The following is a 24,777-nucleotide window of genomic DNA, read 5'->3' on the forward strand; positions in this document are numbered from 1 at the left end:
GGCTCACTTGGCCTTGCGGGCGACCGTGAAGTGGTCGATGCGCGCACCGGTCTCGGCGATGCCCTGCACCTTCAAGGTGGCGTAGCGGCCGCGCGGGGCGGGGTTCACGTCCACGCGCAGGAACGAGTAGTTCAGGTAGCGCACGCGCGACCAGGCGACCGTCTCGTTCTTCTTGCCGTCCTTGAGGTTGACGAAGGAGGCCACGGAGTCGACCTCGTTCTCGTGGCCCTCGTAGGAGTCGGGAGCGGTGAACGCGTACAGGCTGCGGCCGGCCGCTCCGGCCGTGACGTAGACGACACCCTCGCTCTCGGGGTAGGCCGTGCCGCCGATGGGCAGCTTCTTGGCCACCTTGTCGCCCTTGATCACGTCGGTGCGCTCGTACTGGTGGTTGTGGCCGTTGATGACCAGGTCCACCTGGTACTTCTCGAACAGCGGCACCCACTCCTGGCGCACGCCCCCCTCCGAGGCGTGCGCGGTGGAGGTGCAGTACGCGCAGTGATGGAAGAACACGATGACGAAGTCGATGTCATGGGCCGCGCGGAACTTCCTCAGCTGCGCCTCGAACCATGTGGTCTGCGTGCCGCCGGAGATGCCGAGGTTGGCGGGGATCTCGTACGACACGTCGTTCGGGTCGAGCGAGATGACCGCGGTGTTGCCGTAGACGAAGGAGTAGACGCCCGGCAGGTTCTTCCGGTCCGGCCCGTTGTCGGGGAGCGTGAAGCGGGCCTCCTCGCCGCCGTAGCCGTTGGGCGAGTACCACGCCTCCATGTCGTGGTTGCCGTAGCTCACCATCCACGGCACGGACTTGGCGACCGACTCGGTCTGGGCGAGGAACTGGTCCCACACGCGCGAGTCGAAGCCGGTGTCGGCGGTCTTGCCGGCGCCGGACGGGTCGGCGTACGCGATGTCGCCGGCGTGCAGATGGAAGGCCGGGTTCTGGCCCAGGAGCAGGCTGTCGTTGGCCAGGCCGTGGTAGCTGACGCCCTGGTCGCCGAAGGCCGTGAAGGTGAACGGCTCCTTGTGCGAGGGCGCGGTGGTGAAGGTGCCGAGGGTGCCCAGGAGGTGCGCCTCGGCCGGGTCGAAGCCCTGGTGGCCGACGCCGTAGTAGTACGTCCGCCCGGGGCGCAGGTGGCTCAGCTTGGCGTGGACGTAGTACTGCGTGTGGTCGGCACTGGCACCGACGCCGGCCGGGGTGTGGAGGGAGCGGACCTCGGCCTCGATCTTGCGGGAGAGGTCCCAGGGGTGGGCGCCGATCCGGACGAACGGCTTCTTCACGGCGACCGGCACCTGCCACGAGACGGTCATCTCGGTGCGCGGGTCGTTGCCGTAGGCGAGGTGGCGGCCGAAGGGCGCGACGAAGGCGCCGTCGACGGACTCGGTGTGCGAGAGCGGCTGGATCCTGGGGGCGGCCTGGGCGGTGCCGCCCGGCACGAACGCGCCACCGGCGACGGCGCCGAGCGTGACGGCTCCGCCTCTCATCATCGTGCGCCGCGAGAACTTGGTGTGCAGGTACTCGTGCTGCTCGGCCATGCTCATGCGCTCGGCGAGCCGCTGGGGTACTCCCATGCGAGGAATGTCCATGGCGTCCGAAACTCGTCCCCTCAGGCAACGAGATACGGACCGCGGTGTGGACTGCTCCGGAACAGGCTCCCATGAGACCCTCAATGTTCTTCCAAGGAGGTTCAACAGGAGATTGCCAGCCGATTACCAGGCGACTGCCCGAAATCGGGCAGGATTCTTGCGAACCGGCCCCCCATACCCCAGGATCTACCGAGTGCACGACGACCTTGTTGATCACCTGACCCGCACCACGCCCCTCAACCGGGGCGAGGCGCTGCGGGTGGTCCAGGACGTGCTCGCCTACTTCGACGAGACGACCGACGAGTTCGTCCGTCGCCGCCACCGCGAACTCCAGGCCCAGGGCCTGGTGAACGCGACGATCTTCGAACAGATCGAGGCGGACCTGAAATACCGGACGGTGGCACCGCCTGAGCTCACGCTCCGGCAGCTGCGCCGGATCGTCTACGGCTAGGGATACCTATATATATGTGCGGAATCGTCGGATACATCGGGAAGCGTGACGTGGCCCCGCTGCTGCTGGAAGGCCTGCAGCGACTGGAGTACCGCGGCTACGACTCGGCCGGCGTGGTCGTCTCCTCCCCGAAGGCGCCCGCCCTGAAGATGGTCAAGGCCAAGGGCCGGGTCCGTGACCTGGAGGCCAAGGTCCCGGCGCGCTTCAAGGGCACGACCGGTATCGCCCACACCCGCTGGGCCACCCACGGCGCCCCGTCCGACGTGAACGCCCATCCGCACCTGGACGCCGAGGGCAAGGTCGCCGTCGTCCACAACGGCATCATCGACAACGCCTCCGACCTGCGCCGCAAGCTGGAGGCGGACGGCGTCGAGTTCCTCTCCGAGACCGACACCGAGGTCCTCGTCCACCTCATCTCCCGCTCGCAGGCGGAGAAGCTGGAGGACAAGGTCCGCGAGACGCTGCGCCTGATCGAGGGCACGTACGGCATCGCGGTGCTGCACGCCGACTACCCGGACCGCATCGTCGTCGCCCGCAACGGCTCCCCGGTCGTCCTCGGCATCGGCGAGAAGGAGATGTTCGTCGCCTCGGACATCGCGGCCCTGGTCACCCACACGCGCCAGATAGTGACGCTGGACGACGGCGAGATGGCCACCCTGAAGGCCGACGACTTCCGCACCTACACGACGGAGGGCACGCGTACGACCGCCGAGCCCACCACCGTCGAGTGGGAGGCCGCCTCCTACGACATGGGCGGCCACGACACCTACATGCACAAGGAGATCCACGAGCAGGCCGACGCCGTGGACCGCGTGCTGCGCGGCCGCATCGACGACCGCTTCTCCACCGTGCACCTCGGCGGCCTGAACCTGGACGCCCGCGAGGCCCGTCAGATCCGCCGCGTGAAGATCCTCGGCTGCGGCACCTCGTACCACGCGGGCATGATCGGCGCCCAGATGATCGAGGAGCTGGCCCGCATCCCCGCGGACGCCGAGCCGGCCTCGGAGTTCCGCTACCGCAACGCGGTGGTGGACCCCGACACGCTCTACATCGCCGTCTCCCAGTCCGGTGAGACCTACGACGTCCTCGCCGCCGTCCAGGAGCTGAAGCGCAAGGGCGCCCGGGTGCTGGGCGTGGTGAACGTGGTCGGCTCCGCGATCGCCCGCGAGGCCGACGGCGGCATCTACGTCCACGCCGGCCCCGAGGTCTGCGTGGTCTCGACGAAGTGCTTCACCAACACCACGGTGGCCTTCGCCCTGCTCGCCCTGCACCTCGGCCGCACCCGCGACCTGTCCGTCCGCGACGGCAAGCGCATCATCGAGGGCCTGCGCAAGCTGCCCGCCCAGATCGCCGAGATGCTGGAGCAGGAGGAGGAGATCAAGAAGCTGGCCCAGGAGTACGCCGAGGCCCGCTCGATGCTCTTCATCGGCCGTGTCCGCGGTTACCCGGTCGCCCGCGAGGCCTCCCTCAAGCTCAAGGAGGTCTCCTACATCCACGCCGAGGCCTACCCCGCCTCCGAGCTCAAGCACGGCCCGCTGGCCCTGATCGAGCCTGCCCTCCCCACGGTCGCGATCGTCCCCGACGACGACCTGCTGGAGAAGAACCGCGCCGCGATGGAGGAGATCAAGGCCCGCAGCGGCAAGATCCTGGCGGTGGCCCACCAGCACCAGGAGAAGGCGGACCAGACGATCGTGGTCCCGAAGAACGAGGACGAACTCGACCCCATCCTGATGGGCATCCCGCTCCAGCTCCTCGCCTACCACACGGCGTTGGCCCTGGGCCGGGACATCGACAAGCCGCGCAACCTCGCGAAGTCGGTGACGGTGGAGTAGCCGGCCCGACGGTTCAGCAGTCGACCCGACGAGCGCGGGGCCGCAGTCGATGCGGCCCCGCGCTTCGTCGTGTCGGCATCAGGGGCGCAGCCCCAGCCGCCACCGCCGCTCCCCGTCCTGCTCCTCGTCGGTCGCGGTCAGCCCGGCCGCGGCGGCGACCGCCGCCGAAGCGTGATGGTCGGGATGGATGTGGGCGACGACCGTACGCACGGACGTCCGCCCGAGCCATCCGACGAGCCCCCGCGCCGCCTCGGACGCGAACCCCCGCCCCTGCCACGGCGTGCCGACCACCCACGCGATCTCGGCGCTGTCGCCGCCGGTGATCGTCGCCTGGACCGTCCCCACCAGACATCGCTCCGCCCGCGGCCGCAGCACCCAGTTGCACCAGGAGACGCCCGGCTCGGGGGATCCGGCGACGAGCCGTTCATAGCGGGCGCGCAGTCCGTCGGGGGTGTGGGGGACGCCGCCGATGAAGTGGTGCAGCGCCGGGTCGGACAGGACGGCGGCCATCTCCCGCGCGTGCTCGACGCGCAGGGGCACGAGATCGAGGCGGTCGGTGGGGATGGGTTCGGCGGGTATACGGGGCTCGGACATCGCCCGCAGCCTACGGCCCGCACAAAAAGGTTCAGCCGGTGACTTCCATGAAGTCACCGGCTGAACACCAAGGGTGAGTGACGGGACTCGAACCCGCGGCATCCTGGACCACAACCAGGTGCTCTACCAGCTGAGCTACACCCACCATGCCCGGTTGTTGACTTCCGTGGAGTCCCCGACCGGCCGAGAAAAAGTGTACAGGGTCCGAAGGGGTGCTCGCGCACGCCTTTTACGGCGCCCGTGTGCGACCCCTCTCGCACACCTACTGAGCAGGCAGAACGTACTTCGCCGCGATCGACTTCGCGGTGTCGGAGTCCGGGCCGGGCTGGGGCACGAAGACGGCCTCGCGGTAGTAGCGGAGCTCGGCGATCGACTCGCGGATGTCGGCGAGCGCCCGGTGGTTGCCGTTCTTCTCGGGGCTGTTGAAGTAGGCGCGCGGGTACCAGCGGCGGGCCAGCTCCTTGATCGAGGAGACGTCGACGATCCGGTAGTGGAGGTAGTCCTCCAGCGTCGGCATGTCACGCAGCAGGAACCCGCGGTCGGTGCCGACCGAGTTCCCGCACAGGGGGGCCTTGCCGGGTTCCTTGACGTGTTCGCGTACGTACGTCAGGACCTGGTCCTCGGCGTCCTTGAGGGTCGTGCCACCGGCGAGCTCCGCCAGCAGCCCGGACGCGGTGTGCATCTGACGCACCACCTCCGGCATCGTCTCCAGCGCCGCGTCCGGCGGACGGATGACGATGTCCACACCGTCGCCGAGGATGTTCAGCTCGGAGTCGGTGACGAGGGCGGCAACCTCGATGAGCGCGTCGTCGGACAGCGAGAGGCCGGTCATCTCGCAGTCGATCCACACCATGCGATCGTTCATGCGACCCACCCTAAAGCTGACGTCGCCTTTTGGGATGCCCGGCGGTGCACGTCCTCGTGACGCCGGACGGGCGGGATGCCCGTCCGGCGTCACGAGGTCACGATCCGCTGCGCTGCCCCGGCAGGCTCGCCCGGCTCGCCGCGTACGCCTCACGGCCGTTGTCCGACCCGACCGACAGCGGCGCGGACGTCCCCAGGGGCGCCGGCGTGCGCCGGGTCTGGAGCGGGACCGGACCGGCGTCCGGGTACACCGACGGCGGCGGGCCCTGCGGCGCGGCCGGGCCGACCGTCGGTTCCGTGTCCGCCGGCCGCTCGCTCTGCGGGCGCCGGGCACGGTACGCCGCCCGGTACGCGGCCGGCGACGAACCGAGCTGCCGGCGGAAGTGCCCGCGCAGCGCCACCGGCGAGCGGAAGCCGCAGCGACCCGCGACCTCGTCCACCGAGTAGTCGGACGTCTCCAGCAGACGCTGCGCCTGCAGGACCCGCTGCGTGATCAGCCATTGCAGCGGGGCACTGCCGGTCAGCGAGCGGAAGCGACGGTCGAAGGTGCGACGGCTCATGTACGCGCGTGCCGCCAGCGTTTCGACGTCGAACTGCTCGTGCAGATGCTCCAGCGCCCAGGCGACGACCTCCGCGAGCGGGTCGGCGCCGATCTCCTCTGGTAAAGATCGATCGAGGTAGCGCTCCTGACCGCCGGATCGGCGCGGAGGCACCACCAGACGGCGGGCCAGAGCCCCGGCCGCCTCGTTGCCGTGGTCCGTGCGCACGATGTGCAGGCACAGGTCGATGCCCGCCGCCGTGCCCGCCGACGTCAGCACGTCGCCGTCGTCGACGAACAGTTCGCGCGGATCCACGTGCACCGACGGATAGCGCTTGGCCAGCGTCGGTGCGTACATCCAGTGTGTTGTCGCGGGACGGCCGTCCAGCAGGCCCGCCGCCGCCAGGACGAAGGCGCCGGTGCACAGCCCGACGATGCGGGCGCCTTCCTCGTGCGCCCGGCGCAGCGCGTCGAGCGCCTCCTCGGGCGGCGGCGAGGTGATCGAACGCCAGGCCGGCACGACGACCGTGCCTGCCCGGGAGATCGCCTCCAGGCCATGTGGTGCCGTGAGTTCCAGGCCCCCTGTGGTCCGCAGTGGGCCGTCCTCACCGCCGCACACCAGTAGGCGGTAGCGCGGTACGCCGGCGTCCTGGCGGTCTATCCCGAACACCGACAGCGGTATGGAACTCTCGAAGATGGGGCCGCCGCTGAACAGCAGCACCGCGACGATCTCCTTGCGGCGTCGCCCGGAAAGCTTCCGGGCCGCGGCTTCCGGCGCGGCAGTGGAGTCGTGGCTCATACTGCTAAGCCCCCCTCGGTGGTCGCGGCTCCTCGGTTGTGTCGCTCCTGCACGTTTCCCCTCGGTCCTGCACGAGTCCCCCGCCGTAGACAGTCAAGATCGAATCTACTGTGTCGCGTCGCGCCGCAGTGGCCGGTTCGGCACTCGGCACATTGTCGACTTGGCAACTTGGCGTGAAGCATTCGATCACGAAGCGTTGCACTCGCGGGCCGTGCAGGGAAGTGCGCCTTGTCGCAGTGGCCAATCCACGTAGGGTGCGCAGACCCCCTGAGGCCCTTTCCGTGCAGGTGGAACGGGGGTTGGGGGGTGTTCTGGGCAGGGGATGCATGCGCGCCAGAAGTTGGCTGAAAAGTAGCGTGCCTGTGCGCGGAAACCGGTCAGCCGACCGGTGTATTTCCCCCAGTGTGACGTCCGCCTCTATGGGCCCCGGTTCCCGTCCTGTGGTGGCGCCCGCGACGCCGGGGCGAGGGGCCGTGGCGCTGCTCCTGCCTCAGCCGCGCCGCGCCGCGCTCCGACTGACGCAGCAACAGCCGGCACGCCCCGGTCACGGCCGCGAGGCCGAGGGCGGTGCCGGCGGCGCCGGCGAGCGAGGTGCCGTACCAGAGGAGGACCACGGGGACCAGGACACAGCTGAAGGCCGCCCAGCGGACCACGTCGGTGACGCTGTCCTCGGCGGGGATGCGAGGTCCGGACATGGATGTGTGCTCCTGGGCTGCCTGGGCGGTGGCTCGTGGTGATCAACGCGAGTCCGGGCAGTCGGTCACTGGTCGAGGGCCGTCCGTGCGGCGCACGCAAGTGAATCCTGTGCAAACCGCCTGTACACCGCAGCAACCATTGCGTTACGGGCGTCCCCTCGTGCATGCTCCCTGGAACCCGCACCGACCGTGAGCGGGTATCTGGGCTAAGGAGGCGTGCCGCCGTACCCTTGGGGTATGGGGTTGGGAAGACCATTCCCGGACACAGCTCCGCCGCACACTGCCGCATCCATCAACGAGCTCCGCTCGCGGGCCCCCATATAAGGATCAATACGCCGAGACAGCCATGGCCGGTCACGAATTCTTCGAACCAGCGGACCGCAAGCGGCCCGTCGCCGACCCCACGGCGGCCGAGCCCCTGGCGGCGGAAGAGTCACGCCATTCCTGCGATCCCGCCTTCAAGCACGGCGTCGTCGTCGGCTTCGACGGCTCCACCTCCAGTGAGCGCGCCCTCGCGTACGCCATCGGCATGGCCCATCGCTCCGGGTCGGGCCTGATCATCGTCCACGTCGCCAACCGGCTGCCCACCACGGTGTGGGCCGGCTGCGAGCCACCGGTCTTCGTCGACGTGCCGGACCACCGCACCGAAGTACTCGGCCTCGAACTCGCGTGTGCCGACTACCTCGCCGAGGTGCCGTGGATCCTCGTCGAGCGCGGCGGCGACATCTGCCACGAGCTCGAAGAGGTCGGGCGGGAGTACGAGGCGGACGCCATCGTCGTCGGCTCCACGCACGGCATCGTCGGGCGGATCTTCGGATCCGTGGCGGGCCGCCTCGCCAAGCGGGCCAAGCGTCCGGTCGTTGTCATTCCGTAACTCGCCGTTGTCCCTGGTGAGATGAGCCGTTCGAGACGGCGGACTCCTTTCTGCGCCGCGTGAACCTACTCACGCGTAGAGGTGTTTGTGCCTTTGTGAAGGGCATATATCGCACACCGCACAACTGCACATGCATGAAGGGAGCCCGCCGTGGACAACGACGTCTCTGCGGGAAGCGGAATCACCACCGTGGTCGGCCGACTCGCCCTTGGTATCACCCTGTTGGCCTTCGGCCTCGGGTACACCGAAGTGATCGACGGCGTATCGGCCGCTGACGCGGTATCAATCGCCCAGTACGTGGGCGGCATTGCCCTCTTCGTCGCCGGCCTGATGGCACTGCGCGACCGCGACTCCGCGAACGGAACCGCGTTCGTGACACTCGGCGCCCTCTGGTTCACCTGGGCCGTCGCCGCCGGTGACCAGGTCTCCGCCAATGCCGCGGGGCTCTTCCTGCTGCTGTTCGCCCTCGTGGCGCTGTCCCTCACCCTCGCCGGTGGCGACCAGCTCGGTCAGGGCACCTACGGGCTGTTCTTCGTCGGCCTGGTGCTCATGGCCATCGCCAACTTCGCCGACAACGACGGGCTCACCAAGGTGGGCGGCTGGTTCGCCGTCGCGGCGGGCGCGCTCGCCTGGTACGCCGCGACCGCGGCCCTGGCCCACTGGCCGACGGCACTTCCTCGACGCGCTGCGGGCCGGGGGGTGACGGCCACCGGCTAGCTGCGCGGGCTGGGGAGTTGGGCGGCTCCCCGGCGTTCGGACGGACCCCCCGTGATAGGTGGCATCACGTGGGGGTCCGTTGGTGTTCGTTGGCCTCTGCGGGTTCGATGGGGCTGGTCGCGCCCGCGCGGCGGAGCCACAGATCGATACAGCCCCGCGCCCCTTCAGGGCGTTGGTCCCCCGTCCAGCGCGGAGGTTCCCGGCGTGCAGGTCTCCCTCAGCTCCGCGTATTCCGCTGCCGGCAGCCTGCTCGCCGAGCCGCGTCTGCTGTGGTCGAGCATTGCGGAACCCGTGGCCAGCCACTGTGGCAGTGGGGCGACTTCGATGAACTCGGCCAGGCGGGACAGTTCTTCGTCGGGGTGGTCCAGGAGGGCCTCGTAGGACAGGGTGGTGCGTTGGGCGGGGGGCAGTTCGGTGAGGAAACGCGTGCCGTGTGCGACCAGTTCGGACCACAGTTCGCCGAACCTGCGCAGCGGGAGGTCGCGGTCGCGTACCAGGGCGGGGTCGAAGCGGTCGTCGAGCAGAGGGGCCAGGTCCGCCGGCAGGGCGCGTACGTGGGCGGGAGTCAGGTCGGCGAAGCTGTCGATGCCGGCGCGGTCCTTGATCTCACGCAGCAGCAGGATCGTGCGGTACCCGGGATGGCGGCTCATGGACAGGGCGCAGTCCGGTCCGTCCCTGAACAGGTGCACGAACCTCGCGTCCGGGAACGCCTCCCTGAGCCTCGGTGCCCAGCCGGTCGAGTAGCCGGACCGCTCCACCACGGCCGTCCGTCCGAACCGGCCGCAGAGCAGGCCGTACAGCTCGCGGTGGTGCTCGGGGGCGGTGCGCTCGGGCCAGCGGACCACGGCGGCGCCGAGCTCGTCCAGCAGCGCGTCCGGGTCGTCGGTGAGGTGGGGCAGCACCATCAGGGAGAGCGCGGGGATACCGGTGGTCTCGGCCGAGTACCTGCCGGGGTTACGGGTGTAGAGGAACTCCGGCAGCGGCAGCCCGCTGCGGATCATCCGCTCGAAGTGCGGGGCGGGCCGGTACAGGGTCTGCCAGAACTCCTCGCCGCTCAGCTTCCCTTCGGGGAAGGAGGCGTCGCCGACGGAGGCCATGAACTCGTTGAGGCTCAGTACGTCCGGGTGGGCGTTCAGGATGCGGGAGAGCGCTGTCGAGCCGCTCCGTCCGGTACCGATGACAAAGGTCAGCGAACGCATGGCCACCCTCCGCGTCTCACGCCGGACCCGTCGGTGGGGTCGCTCGGCGCGCGTGCTGTACAACCCTGCCCGGCCCGGAGGGTCACCTACCCGTACGGCACGGCCTTGTCGCCGGTCACGAGGACGCCCGGGTCACCAGCTCCGTCGCCAGCACCGCCTGGGTCCGCTCCAGCTCTCTCGAGACCGCCGGGCGGCGGTCCGCGATCTCGCTGAGCAGGAGGTCGATCATCCGGCGGCCCATCTCCTCGATGGGCTGGCGGACGCTGGTGAGGGGCGGCTCCATGTGCCGGGCTATGGCGGAGTCGTCGTAGCCGACGAGGGCGACGTCCTCGGGGATGCGGCGGCCCACCTCCCGCAGGACCTGGCGGGCGCCCGCCGCCGTCACGTCCGAGCCCGCGAAGACCGCGTCCAGGTCGGGGCAGCGTTCCAGCAGCGCCGCCATCGCCCGCGCGCCGCCCTCCTCCGTGAAGTCGCCGGGCTCGATCAGCCGCTCGTCGACCTCGCGCCCGGCGTCCCGAAGCGCGTCCCGGTAGCCGTCGACGCGGCGCTGGGCGCCGTAGACGTCGAGGCGGCCGGTGATGTGGGCGATCTTCCCGCGGCCGCGGGCCACCAGGTGCTCGACGGCCGAGCGGGCGCCGCCGTAGTTGTCGGAGTCCACCGAGGTCAGGGTCTCCGCGGCGGAGCGCGGGCCGCTGATCACCGCCGGGATCTCCAGCTGGGCCAGCAGGTCGGGCAGCGGGTCGTCGGCGTGCACCGAGACCAGCAGGACGCCGTCGACGCGGTGGGCCGCCAGGTACTGGGCCAGTCTGCGGCGCTCCTTGTCGCTGCCCGCGAAGATCAGCAGCAACTGCATCTCGGTGTCGGCGAGTTCGGCGCCCACACCCTTGACCATGTCCGAGAAGTACGGCTCCGCGAAGAACCGCGTCTCCGGCTCGGGCACGACCAGTGCGATGGCGTCGGTGCGGTTCGCCGCGAGGGCCCGGGCGGCCGTGTTGGGGACATAGCCGAGCTCCGCGACCGCCGCCTCCACCGCCGCGCGGGTCGCGTCACTGACCCGGGGCGAGCCGTTGATCACCCGGGAGACGGTGCCCCGGCCGACGCCCGCGCGTGCCGCCACCTCTTCGAGGGTCGGCCGACCGCCGCTCCGGCTCCGCGCTCCGTGGCTTGCCATGGGCTCCGCCTCCCGCCGTATTGCTGATCTGGCCTGGAATGTAACAGCCCCGGCTGCTGTACTGACCGCCCCTGGGGATTACCTCTCCCAGGCCCCTCGCCGCGGCCCGGACGACCTCCTCCTCGGTGCCGGACCGGCTGAGGTGGGTCCAGTTAACGTCCCGATAACTGAACGCATCTCTCCGCTCCCCCACCCTTGACACCCCCGCCCGGACCGACGAACCTTCAACACATCACCTGTGGGAGCGCTCCCACAGTACCTGACACATACACATCCCGCACGTTCCCCGCCCGAGCCGCAGCGAGAGAAATGAACGGGCCCAACAGTGCAGTTGGCCGGGGGGTCGGCACGTCAGGCAACAGGAGGACGCAATGCGCACGTCTACCCGCCGGTCCCGCCGGCTGATGGCCCTCGCGGCCGCGGCCGCGCTCACGACAGGGCTGCTCGCCGGCTGCGCCGAGGACTCGGACGACGGCTCTTCGGGCGAGGGCGGTGGCAACGGCGGGGGTGGCAAGACCACACTCACCATCGGCACCTTCGGTGTCTTCGGCTACAAGCAGGCCGGTCTCTACGACGAGTACATGAAGCTCAACCCCGACATCAACATCAAGGAGAACGTCACCACCCGTACCGACGTCTACTGGCCCAAGACGCTGACGCGTCTGCAGGCCGGTTCCGGTACCGACGACATCCAGGCGATCGAGGTCGGCAACATCACCGAGGCCGTGCAGACGCAGGCCGACAAGTTCGTGGACCTCGGCAAGGAGGTCGACAAGTCGCAGTGGCTGGACTGGAAGAACTCCCAGGCCACCACGGCGGACGGCAAGATGATCGGGCTCGGCACCGACGTCGGCCCGATGGCGATCTGCTACCGCAAGGACCTCTTCCAGAAGGCCGGTCTGGAGACCGACCGCACCAAGCTCGCCGAGCAGTGGAAGGGCGACTGGAGCAAGTACGTCGAGGTCGGCAAGGAGTACATGAAGAAGGCGCCGAACGGCACCAAGTTCGTGGACTCGGCCTCCTCCGTGTACAACGCGGCCCTCGGCGGCGCGACCGAGCGCTACTACGACAAGGACGGCAACGTCGTCTGGGACAAGTCGAAGGGCGTGAAGGACTCCTGGGACGCCGCCATGGAGGTCGCCACCAGCGACATGTCGGCGAAGCTGAAGCAGTTCGACAAGCCGTGGGACCAGGGCTACGCCAACGGCACCTTCGCCACCGTGGCCTGCCCGGCCTGGATGATCGGCTACATCCAGGAGAAGTCCGGTGAGGCCGGCAAGGGCAAGTGGGACGTGGCGGCGGCGCCGACCGCGGCCAACTGGGGCGGTTCGTTCATCGGTGTGCCGACGGCGAGCAAGCACCAGAAGGAGGCCGTCGCGCTGGCGAAGTGGCTGACCGCGCCCGAGCAGCAGGCGAAGGTCTTCGCCAAGCAGGCCAGCTTCCCGTCGACCCCGTCGGCGTACTCGACCCTGAAGCCGGCGACCGACACCACGGCGTACTTCTCCAACGCGCCGATCACGGAGATCTTCGCCGAGTCGGCGAAGACCATCCCGGTCCAGTACTTCGGCGTCAAGGACCAGCCGATCAACACCGCGCTGACCGACATCGGCATCCTCCAGGTCGAGCAGAAGGGCAAGAGCCCCGAGCAGGGCTGGGACGCCGCGACCAACGAGATCAAGGACGTGCTCGGCCAGTGAGCAGTTCCAAGCAGGCCCTCGCGCATCCCGCGTCGAGCGCCGACGCCGCGCCCGGTGACCAGCCGGGCGCGGCCGGCCGCGCGAACGGTCGCGGTACGCCGCCGCCGGGGAGCAGTTCCTGGCGGAGCCGGCTGTACCGCTGGGACATGAAGGCGTCGCCGTACGCGTTCGTCGCCCCCTTCTTCATCGTCTTCGGGGCGTTCTCGCTCGTCCCGCTGCTGTACACGGCGTGGTACTCGCTGCACAACGTGCAGCTGTCGAACCTGGACGGCCAGTCCTGGGCGGGCCTGGACAACTACGAGAACCTGCTGTCGTCGGACTTCTTCTGGAACGCGCTGTGGAACACCTTCACCATCGGCCTGATCTCCACGGTGCCGCAGCTCGTGATGGCGATCGGCCTGGCGCACCTGCTCAACTACAAGCTGCGCGGCTCGACCGTGTGGCGGGTCGTGATGCTCACTCCGTACGCCACCTCGGTGGCGGCGGCGACCCTGGTGTTCGTGCTGCTGTACTCCTGGGACGGCGGCATGATCAACTGGCTGCTGGACTTCGTCGGCATCGACCCGGTCAACTGGCGTGAGTCCGACTGGGGTTCGCAGTTCGCGGTGTCGTCGATCGTGATCTGGCGGTGGACCGGCTACAACGCGCTGATCTACCTGGCGGCGATGCAGGCGATCCCGGCCGACCTGTACGAGTCGGCGTCGATCGACGGCGCCAACCGCTGGCAGCAGTTCCTGCACGTGACGATCCCGCAGCTGCGCCCGACGATCCTGTTCACCGTGGTGGTCTCCACGATCGGCGCGACCCAGCTCTTCGGTGAGCCGCTGCTGTTCGGCGGGGTCAGCGGGTCCAAGGGCGGCTCCGAGCACCAGTACCAGACGCTCGGCCTGTACATGTACGACCAGGGCTGGATCATCGGCAACCTCGGCAAGGCGTCCGCGATCGCCTGGTCGATGTTCCTGATCCTGCTGATCGTCGCCGTGATCCAACTGCTGGTGTCCCGACGGCTGAGGAAGTCCCAATGACCGCAACCGAACTGAAGGCTCCCGCGGCCGAGAACGTACGGCCGTCCCGGCGCCCGCGGGTCATGGGCGCGGGCAAGCAGCTGCACGCCGGCCCCCTCACCTACGTCGTCCTGACCGTCTTCGCGCTGGTCTCGCTGGCCCCGCTGGTGTGGACGGCGATCGCGGCCTCGCGCACCAACCAGCGGCTCGCGGAGACCCCGCCGCCGCTGTGGTTCGGCGGGAACCTGTTCAAGAACATGGAGCGGGCGTGGGAGGAGGGCGGGCTCGGCACGGCGATGTTCAACACCACGTTCGTCGCGGGCACGATCACCGTCAGCACCGTGCTGTTCGCCACGCTGGCCGGCTTCGCCTTCGCCAAGCTGCGGTTCCGGTTCTCCGGTCTGCTGCTGATGCTGACGATCGGCACGATGATGATCCCGCCGCAGCTGGCCGTCGTACCCCTGTATCTGTGGATGGCCGACCTCGGCTGGGCGAACCAGCTCCAGACGGTGATCCTGCCGACCCTGTGCACGGCCTTCGGTACGTTCTTCATGCGGCAGTACCTGCTCCAGGCGCTGCCGACCGAGCTGATCGAGGCGGCGCGGGTGGACGGCGCGAGCAGTCTGCGGGTCGTCTGGCACGTGGTCTTCCCGGCCGCCCGGCCCGCGATGGCCGTACTCGGCCTGCTGACCTTCGTGTTCGCCTGGAACGACTTCCTGTGGCCGATCATCGCCCTGAACCAGGAGAACCCGACGGTGCAGGTCGCCCTCAACTCGCTGGGCACCGGCTACGTACCCGACCAGGCGGTCATCATGGCCGGCGCCCTGCTCGGCACGCTGCCGCTGCTGATCGCCTTCCTGCTGTTCGGCAAGCAGATCGTCGGCGGCATCATGCAGGGCGCGATCAAGGGCTGACGCCCTCGCGCTCCGCCCCGCCCGTACGGCCTCCGGGGGCCGCGCCACCGCCGCCTCGGCCCTCGGACCACTCCCCCCTCGCCTCCTTCTCTCCCTCTCTCCCCTCTACTCGTACCCGTCGGTCTCCGAGACCTCCAATGGGAGCGCTTCCATGCCTGAGCCCATGTCGTCCTCCGTGTCCTTTCCCCCCGCGTTCCTCTGGGGCGCCGCGACCTCGGCGTACCAGATCGAGGGGGCGGTGCGGGAGGGCGGCCGCACCCCCTCCATCTGGGACACCTTCAGCCATACGCCGGGCCGCACGGCCGGCGGCGAGCACGGTGACATCGCTGTCGACCACTACCACCGCTACCGCGAGGACGTGGCGCTGATGGCCGACCTCGGCCTGAACGCGTACCGCTTCTCGATCTCCTGGCCGCGCGTCCAGCCGACCGGCCGGGGCCCCGCGGTGCAGGTGGGCCTGGACTTCTACCGCCGCCTGGTGGACGAGCTGCTGGCGAAGGGCATCAAGCCCGCCGTCACGCTCTACCACTGGGACCTGCCCCAGGAGCTGGAGGACGCGGGCGGCTGGCCGGAGCGGGACACGGCGTACCGGTTCGCGGAGTACGCGCAGATCGTCGGCGAGGCGCTCGGCGACCGCGTGGAGCAGTGGATCACGCTCAACGAGCCGTGGTGCAGCGCGTTCCTGGGCTACGGCTCGGGTGTGCACGCGCCGGGCCGCACGGAACCGGCGGCCACCCTGCGGGCCGCCCACCACCTGAACCTGGCCCACGGCCTGGCCACGTCGGCCCTGCGCTCGGTGATGCCGGCCCGCAACTCGGTGGCGCTGAGCCTCAACTCCTCGGTGGTGCGCCCGCTTTCGCAGGATCCCGCGGACCTGGCGGCGGCCCGGAAGATCGAGGACCTGGCCAACGGGATCTTCCACGGACCGATCCTGCACGGCGTCTACCCGGAGACGCTGTACACGGCGACGGAGCTGCTGACGGACTGGTCGTACGTACTGGACGGCGACCTGGCCGCGATCCACCAGCCGCTGGACGCGCTGGGCCTGAACTACTACACCCCGGCGCTGGTGTCGGCGGCGGAGACGGAGCTGTCCGGACCGCGGGCCGACGGTCACGGAGCGAGCGAACACTCGCCGTGGCCCGGCGCGGACGACGTGCTGTTCCACCAGACGCCGGGCGAGCGCACGGAGATGGGCTGGACGATCGACCCGACCGGCCTGCACGAACTGATCATGCGCTACTCGCGGGAGGCCCCGGGCCTGCCGCTGTACATCACCGAGAACGGCGCGGCCTACGACGACAAGCCCGACCCGGACGGCCGCGTCCACGACCCCGAGCGCGTCGCCTACCTGCACGGCCACCTGTCGGCGGTACGCCAGGCCATCACGGACGGGGCGGACGTGCGCGGGTACTACCTGTGGTCGCTGATGGACAACTTCGAGTGGGCGTACGGCTACGAGAAGCGGTTCGGGGCGGTGTACGTCGACTACTCGACGCTCGCGCGGACGCCGAAGTCGAGTGCGTACTGGTACGGGCGGGCGGCTCGGACGGGGGCGTTGCCGGAGGTGGGGGTCGAGATCTAGGGGGCCCTTCCCGGGAGGGGACGGGTGCGGCAACGAGGGCCGCTGGAGGAGACACGCGTGCCCCGGCCGGATGGGGGGAAGACCGGCCGGGGCACGCCCCCCGTGGTTCGCGAGCCGTTCGGTCAGTTGTAGGCCGCGAACGCCTTCGAGAAGGCGAACTTCTCCTGGAGGATCGAGCTGCACGTCGCGTCGGCCGCCGGCTTCTCGCCGCCCGCGCAACTCTTGTCGCGGGTCGCCGACCACATCGACAGCCAGCCGAGGCCCTTGGACTTGGCGAAGTTCACCAGCTGGGTGGCGTCGTCGACCTTGAAGATCTCGGTGGTGACGTCGTTGACGCCGATCATCGGGGTGACGGCGACCGTCTTCCAGGCGGCGCTGTCGGAGAGGGCGAGGACGCTCTTGACCTGGGCCTGGGTGGCGGTGGCCGCCTGTTCGGCGTAGGTGCCCATGTCGCCGCTGTACGCGGGACCGTAGTCCATCGCCATGATGTTGACGGTGTCGATCCTGACGCCGTTCTGCTTGGCGTCGGCGAGGAGGTCGACGCCGGGCTGGGTGAGGCCCTCCGGCATGACCGGGAGGGTGAAGGAGACGTCCAGGTCCGGGTGCTGCCGTTGGAGCTCGGCTATCGCCTGGGCGCGGCGGGTGTTGGCCGCCTTGTCCGGGAGCGCGCCGCCCTCGACGTCGAAGTCGACCTTGGTCAGCTTGTAGGCGTCCACGACCTTGGCGTATGCCGCCGCCAGCGCGTCCGCCGAGGCGCAGGTCGTGGCCAGCTCGCTGCCGGCCGCGCCGCCGAAGGAGACCCGGACGTCGCCGCCCTTGGCGCGCAGGTCGCCGATCTGCGCGGCCACCGCGTCGGCGCCGAGGTCCGTCACGCCGCCCCACTTCGGGGTGCAGCCGCCGCCGTCGGTGACGAAGGCGAGGTTGTAGTTCTTCACGCCGGTCGCCTCGGCGCTCGCCGCCAGGTCGAAGGCCGGGTAGAGGGAGGTGTCGATGTACGGGGCGAAGCCGGCGGACGCCGTCGTTCCGGTGCCGGAGCTCTCCGACGGTTTGACGGTGGGCGTCGAGGTGGGCTTGGGCGTCGCGGTGGGCTTGGGCGTCGTCGTGGCGGTGGCCGTCGGGGTCGGCTTCGGTGACTGGGTCGGGCGGCCGCTCGGTTCCGGCGTCGCCGTGTCGTCGGCGGAACACTTGGCGCCGTCGATCAGACAGGCGGTCGGCGCGGCCGTGCCGTTGACCACGAACCCGACCGTCACCGACTCGCCGGCCGCGAGGCCGTCCGTGTCCCACTTCGGCGGGGTCACGGTGACACGCCGCCCGCTCACGCTCGACTCGGCGTTCCACAGGGAGCTCAGCTTCGAGCCGGAGGGCAGGTCGAACTCCAGCTTCCAGTCCTTCTTCGCCTGGCCGCTGTTGTTCGTGACCACGTACTGCGCGGTGTACCCCGTCGACCAGTCACTGGTCTTCGTGTACGCCGCCCCGATCCCGGCCGCCTGGGCAGTGCCGGTGAACAGGAGCGCGCCACCGCCGGCCACGGCCGCGGCGACCAGGCCGCCTATCGCCTTGTTCCTGCCACTGACCTTGCGCCGGTGGGTGCTGCTCATCACGTGCCTGCCTCACTGTCACGGTTCACGGGGTGGGTGCGGCAGCACGCTAGCGATTCGGAATCGGGCAAAGTGCCTGTTCCGGACGGGGGTTGGCGGTCTTAGGGCGCGCTTAAGGAAGGGATCGGGGACGGTTAAAGGTCGAGACCAATCTGCCCCGGCGGCGGCGTCGTACCGCCCCTCGATGACCCCTGCGCACCGGCTCCCTGCCGTCCAGCTGGATCCAGATCCGCACCTCGGTGCCGCCCAGCACCGACGACCCGATCCGCACGTCCCCGCCCGTCGACTCCGCGAGCCGGCGCACGATGTCGAGCCCGAGCCCGGTCGATCCGGCACTGCCCGAGCCCCGCCCGCGCGCCATCGCCGCCTCGGGGTCGGATATGCCGGGCCCGGCGTCGGAGACCAGCACGATCACCGCGTCCTCGCCGTTGTGCACGTCGACCGCGAAGGCGGTGCCCTCGGTCGTGTGCCGGAAGACGTTGCCGAGCAGGGCGTCCAGCGCGGCCGCCAGATCGGCGCGGGCCACGGGTATCCGCACCGGCCGGTCCACGCCGGCCACCCGGACCTTGCGGCCCTCGTCCTCCGCCAGCGCCGACCAGAACGCCATGCGCTCGCGCACCACCTCGGCGGCGTCGCACCCGGCGCCCGGCCCGGCCGCCACCGTCTGCGGCTTGGCCTCCCTGGCGGTGCGGATGATGGTGTCGACCTCCCGCTCCAGCTGGGCCACGGCGGCCCGGGTCTGCTCGGCGGCCGGGCCGTCGCCGAGCGAGGCGGCGTTCAGCCGCAGTACGGTCAGCGGGGTGCGCAGGCGATGGGACAGGTCGGCGGCCAGCTCGCGTTCGTTCGCGAGGAGTTGTACGACCTGGTCGGCCATCGAGTTGAACGCGACGGCCGCCAGCCGCAGTTCGTTCGGCCCCTCTTCGGGGACGCGGGCGCCCAGCTTGCCCTCCCCCAGTTCGTGCGCGCCCTCGACCAGCCGCTGTGCGGGCCGCACCATCCGGACGCCCAGCCGGTCCGCGACCGCGACGGATCCGACGATCAGCGCGAGGCCGACCCCGGCGAGCACCGTCCAGGCCGTGGTGAGGCCGTTGGTGACCTCCGCCTCGGGCACGTACACCTCCACGACGGCGATCTCGCCCGAGCTCAGCGCGACCGGCTGGAGCAGGGTGGACCCGCCGGGGACCTCGGTGGTCGAGGCGCGGCCCAGCCTCCGTACGGTCGCGATGTCCTGGTCGGCGGCGCGCTGCCGGCCGAGGTCGACCGCGGTCGCGTCCCCGGACGCCGGGATGTGCACGGCCATGCCCGCGTCCGAACCGGCGGAGGCGACGACCCGCTCCAGCTGGTCCCGGTCGGTGGTGATGGACAGCGCCGGGGCGACGGCCGCGGCCTCCCGCTCGGCGTTGGAGAAGGCACGGTCGCGGGCCATCTCCCTGATGACCAGCCCGAGCGGCACGGCGAACGCGACCACGACCATGGTGGTGACCGCCAGACAGACCTTGACCAGTGCCCATCTCATCGCGGCGACTCCCCGGCGGGTGGTTCGAGCTTCACGCCGACGCCTCGCAGGGTGTGCAGATAGCGCGGTCGCGCCGCCGTCTCCCCGAGCTTGCGCCTGAGCCATGACAGGTGGACGTCGATCGTCTGGTCGTCGCCGTACGACTGCTGCCACACCTCGGCGAGCAGCTCCTTGCGCGGCACGACCACTCCGGGCCGGGCGGCCAGGAAGGTGAGCAGGTCGAACTCGCGCCGGGTGAGGTCGAGTCGGGCGCCGTCCAGCTCGGCCTGGCGGCGCAGCGGGTCGACGGTGAGGCCGCCGACGCGCAGCACGGTCTCCGAGGGCACGTCACCGGCGGCGGCACGGGACCGCCGTAGGACCGCCGCCATGCGCGCGGAGAGGTGCTCGACGGAGAAGGGCTTGGTGAGGTAGTCGTCCGCCCCGGCGTTCAGCAGCCGGACGATCTCCGTCTCGTCGTCGCGCGCGGTGGCGATGATCACAGGGACGTCGGTGATTCCGCGCAGCATCTTCAGGGCCTCGGAGCCGTCCAGATCGGGCAGACCGAGGTCCAGGATGACCACGTCGAAACGGAGATGGGCGACCTCGCGCAGCGCCTCCAGCGCCGTCCCGACACTGCGTACGGTGTGCGCCGCGTCGGTCAGGTGCCGGATGAGCGCCGAGCGAACGAACGGGTCGTCCTCGACCACGAGCACACTTGCCATGCGCCGCACCGTACGCCATGCGGGGGACGCTCATCCCGGCCTGTGGATAACTCAGTCCGTGTGCGACCCGTGAGGTGCGTGAGGCAGTATGGCCCGCGATGCGCAGAGGACTCGTACACGTACTGGCTTGGTCGCTCGCCACGGGCGCGGCGGTCACGCTGTCGTGGTGGGGGGTCCACACGGTGATGGCGGGCACGGTGTACGACCGCCCGCGCGCCCTGCCCATCACGGCGGCCGACGCGACCACCCAGGAGTCGAAGCCGCTGGCGTCGTCGACGCGGTCGCCGAAGCGCCCGGCCCCTTCCAAGAGCCCCTCCCCGAAGCCCACCGGGACGCCCCGCACACCCACCCCCTCGAAGCCGCCGACGAACAGCCCGAGCCCCTCCCCCACCACGTCCGGCCAGGTCAAGAGCTACGACACCGACGGCGGCCGGGTGGTCTTCGACATCGGCGACGCCTCCGCGACCCTGGTCTCGGCCACCCCGGGCGCCGGCTGGTCGATGCAGGTGTGGAAGACGGAGACCTGGATCCGGGTGGAGTTCGGCTCGGGCGCGGACCGGGTGTCGGTGTTCTGCACGTGGCACGACGGTCCGCCGCGCGTGGAGATCGGGAACTACTGAGTCACCGGAACACCGACGGCGGCGGGGCCGGGGAGGCCACCGCCGCGAGGTCGGTCACGGGGGCGGCCCCACCGGTGAAGTCGGTGAGCGCCTTGCCGTGCTCGACCCGGGCGGGGTGCGGGTCGGAGGCGGCGCCACGGGTCAGTTCGGCGACCGGGAGCGGCCGGTCGGAGGCGACGAGGACGGCGTTGCCGAAGCGCTTGCCGCGCAGCACGGCGGGGTCGGCGACCAGGGCGAGTTCCGCGAACCGGTCGGCGGCGGTGGCGATCTGGCCGCGCAGATGCGCGAGCGGGGGCCCGTCGGCGAGGTTGGCGGCGTACACACCGCCCGGCGCCAGTGCCCTGCGTACGTCGTCGAGGAACTCCGTCGAGGTCAGGTGGGCGGGGGTACGGGTCCCGCTGAAGACATCGGCGATGACGAGGTCGGCCCATCCCTCGGGCACCTTGGCGAGCCCGTCCCGGGCGTCGGTGGACCGGACCCGGATGCGGGCGCCCGGATCCAACGGCAGCTCGCGCCGGACCAGTTGGACGAGGGCCGCGTCGCGCTCGACGACCTGCTGGGTGGAGCGGGGCCGGGTGGCGGCGACGTAGCGGGCGAGCGTGAGGGCGCCGCCGCCGAGGTGGACCGCCCGGACGGGTCTGCCGGGCGGGGCGGCGAGGTCGATGACATGCCCGAGGCGCCGCTGGTACTCGAAGGAGAGGTACGCCGGGTCGTCCAGGTCGACGTGCGACTGCGGGGCGCCGTCGATGAGGAGCGTCCAGGCGCGGGCGCGATCCCGGTCGGGTATCAGCTCGGCGAGCCCGCCGTCGACGCGCTCGACGACGGCTTCGGCAGCCGCCGGCCGGCGCCGGGCGTTCCTGGACTTTCCCATTGGGTCATTGTCGCAAGCGCGAGGCCGTGCCGCCCGGGCAGCCGGGTCAGCGGCAGTTGTCGGCGGCCGCGATCATCCGGGCCGCCTCCCCCAGCGCCGCCCGCAGCATCGCCGGGTCGGTCGCCGGGTCCGCCTCGCCGGGCGGCAGGAGCCAGCCCGAGCCCTCGACCGGGGGCTCGGGGTGCAGGTCCAGGCTGAGCCCGCGGCCGTCGGTCTCGGTGCAGGTGCTGCCGGGGACGTCCCAGGCGGCCGCCGTGCCCGGCGGGACCACGAAGCCGAGGGTGTCGCAGCCGTCGTCGTGCAGGACGGGTCCCACCGCCTCGCCGGGACCCCGGCGCAGGATGTCCACCGCCTCCAGGCCCTGCCGGGCCGGCACGGTGACCACGTCGCACCCCGTCTCCGGGTCGCAGCCCGCGCCCGGCGGCGCGCTGCACTCAGCGGTCGGCGCGTGCCCCGCCGTGGTCGACGGCGTGCGAGGAACGATGCTCTGGCTGGTCTCCATCCCGACCTCCACCACGGAACCCCTTTGCAGTCCGAAGAGTTCAACGCGGTCCGAAGTCAACGGCTACGGCGGAAGTCCGCCGCAAAGGATGGCAGTTCATGGCAGATCACGTATGAGATATCCGGTTTGTAGCCAAACCCTGCGTACCGGGTCCGCTACAGCAGGTACGTTCTTGCCCGCCGGACACAAGGGCACCACACGGATATTCGGTACGGATAACCGGTTCAATTCGCCCTCGTTCCGGCATGGTTCGACGGTTCGCACGAGAGGACCCGGCCATGGCGTCGTCAGAGCTGACCTCGTCCCAGCCCACCCGGCCACCGCGGCCGAATCTCGCGTTCCGGCAGTTGCGCGGACAGCGCTCGCCGGCCGAGTTCGCCGCGATGGTGCGACGGGCCGCTCGCGAGATCGGCGAGCGGGTCAGCTGTGACGCCCGTTACGTCGGCCGAGTGGAGGCCGGCGAGATCCGCTGCCCCAACTACGCGTACGAACGGGTGTTCCTGCACATGTTCCCCGGCCGCACGCTCACCGACCTCGGCTTCGCGCCCCGCTCGTCCGTACGCGGACGCCGGGCGCGGGACGAGGAGGACGCGCCCCCGGCCCGCACCACGCGCCCGGCGTACGCCACAAGTGAGAACCGGGGAGCACATGAGCCGTACGAACCGGGGGACCCGCAGGACCCGTACGACCCCCATGGCGCGTACGGGACAGAGCAGAACCACGAGAACCACGAGGAGAGCGACGTGCTACGTCGCGCATTCATGACCGGCGGAGGCGCCACGGTGGCCGCCGCCTCGCTGAGCCCGCTGGGGCTCACCTTCGACGCCGTGGCCGCGGAACGTCCCGTCCGACGTGTCGGGGGACGCGAGGCCGACGCGCTCGAGGAGGCCGTACGCCGTATCCGGCTGCTCGACGACCGGCACGGCGCCGACGGCCTCTACCGGCGCGCGGCCACTCCGCTGCGGGCCGCGTACGCGCTGCTCGACGCCGGTACGACCCGGCAGGCGGTCGGCGACCGGCTCCACTCGGGCGCGGGTGAACTGGCCATCTCGGTGGGCTGGCTGGCGCACGACTCGGGGCGGTTCGACGACGCGCGCTCGCACTACGCGGAGGCGTTGGCGACGGCCCGGATGGCCGGCGACCCCGCGCTCGAGGCGCACGCCTTCTGCAACACGTCCTTCCTCGCGCGGGACGCGGGCCGGCCGCGCGAGGCGGTGCGGGCCGCGCAGGCCGCGCAACGCGCCGCGCGCCCCCTCGGCTCCGCCCGCCTGATGTCGCTGCTCGCGCTGCGCGAGGCCGGCGGCTGGGCGGGGCTCGCCGACCGCACCGGCTGCGAACAGGCCCTCGTGCGCGCGCAGGCCCTGTTCGAGCGGGGCCGCTCGGAGGCCGATCCCGAGTGGATGAGCTTCTACGGCGAGGCCGAGCTGGAGGTGCTGGAGGCACAGTGCTGGTCGGTGCTCGGCAACTGGCAGCGCGCGGCACGGCACGCTGGGCGGGCGGCCCAGCTCCAGGATCCGCACTTCACGCGGAACATCGCCCTCTACACCGCGCAGCTGGCCGACGACCTGGCCAGAGGCGGGCGCCCCGACGAGGCGGCCGCCGCCGGGATGCGGGTGCTGGATCTGCTGGACCAGGTGCAGTCCTCGCGGGTGCAGACGATGCTCGCGGGGACGGCGCGGGTGCTGCTGCCGCACCGGCGGGCGAGCGGGGTGTCGGCGTTTCTGGAGCGGCACGCGGCCACGCCGCGGATGGCCTGACCCGCGCGCCGCGAGCGGAGACGGGGGGGCTAGCCCGCCAGGTGCCCCAGGTCGTTCCAGCTCTCGATGGCCGGCTCCCCGTAGGCCCATCCCAGCGCCGACAGCGACGTCGGGTTCAGCCGTATCCGTGCCGCGAAGTCCAGCGGCAGCCCCAGCCAGCGCGCGCCTATGGACCGCAGGATGTGCCCGTGCGCGAACACCAGCACGTCCCGGTCCGCCTCGCGCGCCCACGCCACCACCTCGTCGGCGCGGGCGGTCACCTCGGCCAGGGTCTCCCCCTCGGGCACGCCGTCGCGCCAGATGAGCCAGCCGGGGCGGATGGCCTGGATGTCCGCGGGCGTCATGCCCTCGTAGGCACCGTAGTCCCACTCCATGAGCGTGTCCCAGGTGCGCGCGCGTTCGCCGAAGCCGGCCAGTTCGCAGGTCTCACGCGCGCGTGCCAGCGGGCTGGTGCGGATCTCGACGCCGTCCAGGCCGTCGAGCGGCGGCCGGTGCAGGCGCTCGCCGAGCAGCTTGGCTCCCCGGCGGCCCTCCTCGAGAAGGGGCACGTCGGTCCTGCCGGTGTGCTTGCCGGACAGCGACCACGCCGTCTGTCCGTGCCGGGCCAGCAGGATGCGCGGTGCCATGAGGGGCCTTTCCGGGAGAAATGAGAGACGGAACACGTCCATCATCGCGCACGCCGTGCGCGGGCAACCCG

General features: G+C 70.8%; 23 protein-coding genes and 1 tRNA gene. 10 read left to right on the forward strand and 14 right to left on the reverse strand.

Features of this window, described 5'->3' with window-relative positions; genetic code table 11:
• Positions 1–3: 3 nt before the first annotated feature.
• Positions 4–1,566 carry a purple acid phosphatase family protein gene (locus ACIRD7_RS12940; RefSeq protein ID WP_403452834.1) on the reverse strand — a complete coding sequence of 521 codons (1,563 nt, stop codon included), beginning with the start codon at positions 1,564–1,566 and terminating at the stop codon, positions 4–6.
• Between the two features lie 208 nt (positions 1,567–1,774).
• On the opposite strand from ACIRD7_RS12940, the gene ACIRD7_RS12945 reads away from it, so the two are divergent.
• Entirely contained in the window at positions 1,775–2,032 is a 258-nt protein-coding gene (locus ACIRD7_RS12945; RefSeq protein WP_403452835.1) for a hypothetical protein, read from the forward strand.
• Positions 2,033–2,046: 14 nt separating this feature from the next.
• Positions 2,047–3,864, forward strand: coding sequence for a glutamine--fructose-6-phosphate transaminase (isomerizing) (gene glmS / locus ACIRD7_RS12950; RefSeq protein ID WP_403452836.1), 1,818 nt, complete (start codon positions 2,047–2,049; stop codon positions 3,862–3,864).
• 78 nt (positions 3,865–3,942) lie between these two features.
• Here glmS and ACIRD7_RS12955 read toward each other — a convergent pair whose 3' ends face one another.
• The 5 genes from ACIRD7_RS12955 to ACIRD7_RS12975 form a co-directional block, all read right to left on the reverse strand.
• Positions 3,943–4,458: a GNAT family N-acetyltransferase gene (locus tag ACIRD7_RS12955; protein WP_403452837.1), complete on the reverse strand. Its 516-nt coding sequence runs from the start codon at positions 4,456–4,458 to the stop codon at positions 3,943–3,945.
• Between the two features lie 72 nt (positions 4,459–4,530).
• A tRNA-His gene (locus ACIRD7_RS12960) sits at positions 4,531–4,603 on the reverse strand.
• Between the two features lie 117 nt (positions 4,604–4,720).
• The gene (gene orn / locus ACIRD7_RS12965; protein WP_403452838.1) at positions 4,721–5,323 is read right to left on the reverse strand and encodes an oligoribonuclease; all 603 of its coding nucleotides are present in this window, start codon (positions 5,321–5,323) and stop codon (positions 4,721–4,723) included.
• A gap of 97 nt (positions 5,324–5,420) precedes the next feature.
• Positions 5,421–6,659 (reverse strand): helix-turn-helix domain-containing protein, encoded by a 1,239-nt coding sequence (locus tag ACIRD7_RS12970; protein WP_403452839.1) that lies wholly within the window; start codon positions 6,657–6,659, stop codon positions 5,421–5,423.
• Positions 6,660–7,036: 377 nt separating this feature from the next.
• Positions 7,037–7,354 carry a hypothetical protein gene (locus tag ACIRD7_RS12975; protein ID WP_403452840.1) on the reverse strand — a complete coding sequence of 106 codons (318 nt, stop codon included), beginning with the start codon at positions 7,352–7,354 and terminating at the stop codon, positions 7,037–7,039.
• A gap of 346 nt (positions 7,355–7,700) precedes the next feature.
• Here ACIRD7_RS12975 and ACIRD7_RS12980 point away from each other — a divergent pair, with 346 nt between their 5' ends.
• Both ACIRD7_RS12980 and ACIRD7_RS12985 read left to right on the forward strand, forming a co-directional pair.
• Positions 7,701–8,228, forward strand: a complete 528-nt coding sequence (locus ACIRD7_RS12980; protein WP_403452841.1) for a universal stress protein — start codon at positions 7,701–7,703, stop codon at positions 8,226–8,228.
• A gap of 150 nt (positions 8,229–8,378) precedes the next feature.
• Positions 8,379–8,945, forward strand: a complete 567-nt coding sequence (locus tag ACIRD7_RS12985) for a GPR1/FUN34/YaaH family transporter (protein ID WP_403452842.1) — start codon at positions 8,379–8,381, stop codon at positions 8,943–8,945.
• A 164-nt stretch (positions 8,946–9,109) separates the two neighbouring features.
• Here ACIRD7_RS12985 and ACIRD7_RS12990 read toward each other — a convergent pair whose 3' ends face one another.
• Entirely contained in the window at positions 9,110–10,144 is a 1,035-nt protein-coding gene (locus ACIRD7_RS12990) for a sulfotransferase family protein (RefSeq protein WP_403452843.1), read from the reverse strand.
• A gap of 115 nt (positions 10,145–10,259) precedes the next feature.
• Complete coding sequence (locus tag ACIRD7_RS12995; RefSeq protein ID WP_403452844.1) at positions 10,260–11,315, reverse strand: LacI family DNA-binding transcriptional regulator; 1,056 nt, start codon at positions 11,313–11,315, stop codon at positions 10,260–10,262.
• A 371-nt stretch (positions 11,316–11,686) separates the two neighbouring features.
• Between ACIRD7_RS12995 and ACIRD7_RS13000 the strand changes: the two genes are divergently transcribed.
• The 4 genes from ACIRD7_RS13000 (at position 11,687) to ACIRD7_RS13015 (ending at position 16,515) form a co-directional block, all read left to right on the forward strand.
• Entirely contained in the window at positions 11,687–13,012 is a 1,326-nt protein-coding gene (locus tag ACIRD7_RS13000) for an ABC transporter substrate-binding protein (RefSeq protein ID WP_403452845.1), read from the forward strand.
• Positions 13,009–14,037, forward strand: a complete 1,029-nt coding sequence (locus ACIRD7_RS13005; RefSeq protein WP_403452846.1) for a carbohydrate ABC transporter permease — start codon at positions 13,009–13,011, stop codon at positions 14,035–14,037. The genes ACIRD7_RS13000 and ACIRD7_RS13005 overlap by 4 nt, the downstream gene beginning before the upstream one ends.
• Positions 14,034–14,930: a carbohydrate ABC transporter permease gene (locus tag ACIRD7_RS13010; protein ID WP_403452847.1), complete on the forward strand. Its 897-nt coding sequence runs from the start codon at positions 14,034–14,036 to the stop codon at positions 14,928–14,930. Before ACIRD7_RS13005 ends, ACIRD7_RS13010 begins: the two co-directional genes overlap by 4 nt.
• 151 nt (positions 14,931–15,081) lie before the next feature.
• Positions 15,082–16,515: a GH1 family beta-glucosidase gene (locus tag ACIRD7_RS13015; protein WP_403452848.1), complete on the forward strand. Its 1,434-nt coding sequence runs from the start codon at positions 15,082–15,084 to the stop codon at positions 16,513–16,515.
• 122 nt (positions 16,516–16,637) lie between these two features.
• Here ACIRD7_RS13015 and ACIRD7_RS13020 read toward each other — a convergent pair whose 3' ends face one another.
• The 3 genes from ACIRD7_RS13020 to ACIRD7_RS13030 form a co-directional block, all read right to left on the reverse strand.
• Positions 16,638–18,113, reverse strand: coding sequence for a cellulose binding domain-containing protein (locus tag ACIRD7_RS13020; RefSeq protein ID WP_403452849.1), 1,476 nt, complete (start codon positions 18,111–18,113; stop codon positions 16,638–16,640).
• 112 nt (positions 18,114–18,225) lie between these two features.
• Positions 18,226–19,629, reverse strand: coding sequence for a sensor histidine kinase (locus tag ACIRD7_RS13025; RefSeq protein ID WP_403452850.1), 1,404 nt, complete (start codon positions 19,627–19,629; stop codon positions 18,226–18,228).
• Positions 19,626–20,330, reverse strand: a complete 705-nt coding sequence (locus ACIRD7_RS13030; RefSeq protein WP_403452851.1) for a response regulator transcription factor — start codon at positions 20,328–20,330, stop codon at positions 19,626–19,628. The genes ACIRD7_RS13025 and ACIRD7_RS13030 overlap by 4 nt, the downstream gene beginning before the upstream one ends.
• Before the next feature lie 98 nt (positions 20,331–20,428).
• Here ACIRD7_RS13030 and ACIRD7_RS13035 point away from each other — a divergent pair, with 98 nt between their 5' ends.
• Entirely contained in the window at positions 20,429–20,950 is a 522-nt protein-coding gene (locus ACIRD7_RS13035; protein WP_403452852.1) for a hypothetical protein, read from the forward strand.
• Position 20,951: 1 nt separating this feature from the next.
• On the opposite strand, the gene ACIRD7_RS13040 is transcribed toward ACIRD7_RS13035, so the two are convergent.
• Positions 20,952–21,821: a spermidine synthase gene (locus ACIRD7_RS13040; RefSeq protein ID WP_403452853.1), complete on the reverse strand. Its 870-nt coding sequence runs from the start codon at positions 21,819–21,821 to the stop codon at positions 20,952–20,954.
• A gap of 46 nt (positions 21,822–21,867) precedes the next feature.
• Complete coding sequence (locus ACIRD7_RS13045; protein ID WP_403452854.1) at positions 21,868–22,338, reverse strand: hypothetical protein; 471 nt, start codon at positions 22,336–22,338, stop codon at positions 21,868–21,870.
• A 263-nt stretch (positions 22,339–22,601) separates the two neighbouring features.
• On the opposite strand from ACIRD7_RS13045, the gene ACIRD7_RS13050 reads away from it, so the two are divergent.
• On the forward strand, positions 22,602–24,080 hold the full coding sequence (locus tag ACIRD7_RS13050) for a hypothetical protein (protein ID WP_403452855.1): 1,479 nt from the start codon (positions 22,602–22,604) through the stop codon (positions 24,078–24,080).
• A 29-nt stretch (positions 24,081–24,109) separates the two neighbouring features.
• On the opposite strand, the gene ACIRD7_RS13055 is transcribed toward ACIRD7_RS13050, so the two are convergent.
• Positions 24,110–24,706 carry a histidine phosphatase family protein gene (locus ACIRD7_RS13055; protein WP_403452856.1) on the reverse strand — a complete coding sequence of 199 codons (597 nt, stop codon included), beginning with the start codon at positions 24,704–24,706 and terminating at the stop codon, positions 24,110–24,112.
• Positions 24,707–24,777 lie beyond the last annotated feature (71 nt).

This window comes from Streptomyces sp. NPDC093568, from assembly GCF_044764945.1.
Taxonomy (GTDB): Bacteria; Actinomycetota; Actinomycetes; order Streptomycetales; family Streptomycetaceae; genus Streptomyces.

Coding starts and splice junctions, on each gene's coding strand:
- ACIRD7_RS12940 (WP_403452834.1), bottom strand. CDS start 1,566: ATGGGAGTACCCCAGCGGCTCGCCGAGCGCATGAGCATGGCCGAGCAG.
- glmS (WP_403452836.1), top strand. CDS start 2,047: ATGTGCGGAATCGTCGGATACATCGGGAAGCGTGACGTGGCCCCGCTG.
- ACIRD7_RS12955 (WP_403452837.1), bottom strand. CDS start 4,458: ATGTCCGAGCCCCGTATACCCGCCGAACCCATCCCCACCGACCGCCTC.
- orn (WP_403452838.1), bottom strand. CDS start 5,323: ATGAACGATCGCATGGTGTGGATCGACTGCGAGATGACCGGCCTCTCG.
- ACIRD7_RS12970 (WP_403452839.1), bottom strand. CDS start 6,659: ATGAGCCACGACTCCACTGCCGCGCCGGAAGCCGCGGCCCGGAAGCTT.
- ACIRD7_RS12975 (WP_403452840.1), bottom strand. CDS start 7,354: ATGTCCGGACCTCGCATCCCCGCCGAGGACAGCGTCACCGACGTGGTC.
- ACIRD7_RS12980 (WP_403452841.1), top strand. CDS start 7,701: ATGGCCGGTCACGAATTCTTCGAACCAGCGGACCGCAAGCGGCCCGTC.
- ACIRD7_RS12990 (WP_403452843.1), bottom strand. CDS start 10,144: ATGCGTTCGCTGACCTTTGTCATCGGTACCGGACGGAGCGGCTCGACA.
- ACIRD7_RS12995 (WP_403452844.1), bottom strand. CDS start 11,315: ATGGCAAGCCACGGAGCGCGGAGCCGGAGCGGCGGTCGGCCGACCCTC.
- ACIRD7_RS13000 (WP_403452845.1), top strand. CDS start 11,687: ATGCGCACGTCTACCCGCCGGTCCCGCCGGCTGATGGCCCTCGCGGCC.
- ACIRD7_RS13010 (WP_403452847.1), top strand. CDS start 14,034: ATGACCGCAACCGAACTGAAGGCTCCCGCGGCCGAGAACGTACGGCCG.
- ACIRD7_RS13015 (WP_403452848.1), top strand. CDS start 15,082: ATGCCTGAGCCCATGTCGTCCTCCGTGTCCTTTCCCCCCGCGTTCCTC.
- ACIRD7_RS13020 (WP_403452849.1), bottom strand. CDS start 18,113: ATGAGCAGCACCCACCGGCGCAAGGTCAGTGGCAGGAACAAGGCGATA.
- ACIRD7_RS13025 (WP_403452850.1), bottom strand. CDS start 19,629: ATGAGATGGGCACTGGTCAAGGTCTGTCTGGCGGTCACCACCATGGTC.
- ACIRD7_RS13030 (WP_403452851.1), bottom strand. CDS start 20,330: ATGGCAAGTGTGCTCGTGGTCGAGGACGACCCGTTCGTTCGCTCGGCG.
- ACIRD7_RS13035 (WP_403452852.1), top strand. CDS start 20,429: ATGCGCAGAGGACTCGTACACGTACTGGCTTGGTCGCTCGCCACGGGC.
- ACIRD7_RS13040 (WP_403452853.1), bottom strand. CDS start 21,821: ATGGGAAAGTCCAGGAACGCCCGGCGCCGGCCGGCGGCTGCCGAAGCC.
- ACIRD7_RS13050 (WP_403452855.1), top strand. CDS start 22,602: ATGGCGTCGTCAGAGCTGACCTCGTCCCAGCCCACCCGGCCACCGCGG.
- ACIRD7_RS13055 (WP_403452856.1), bottom strand. CDS start 24,706: ATGGCACCGCGCATCCTGCTGGCCCGGCACGGACAGACGGCGTGGTCG.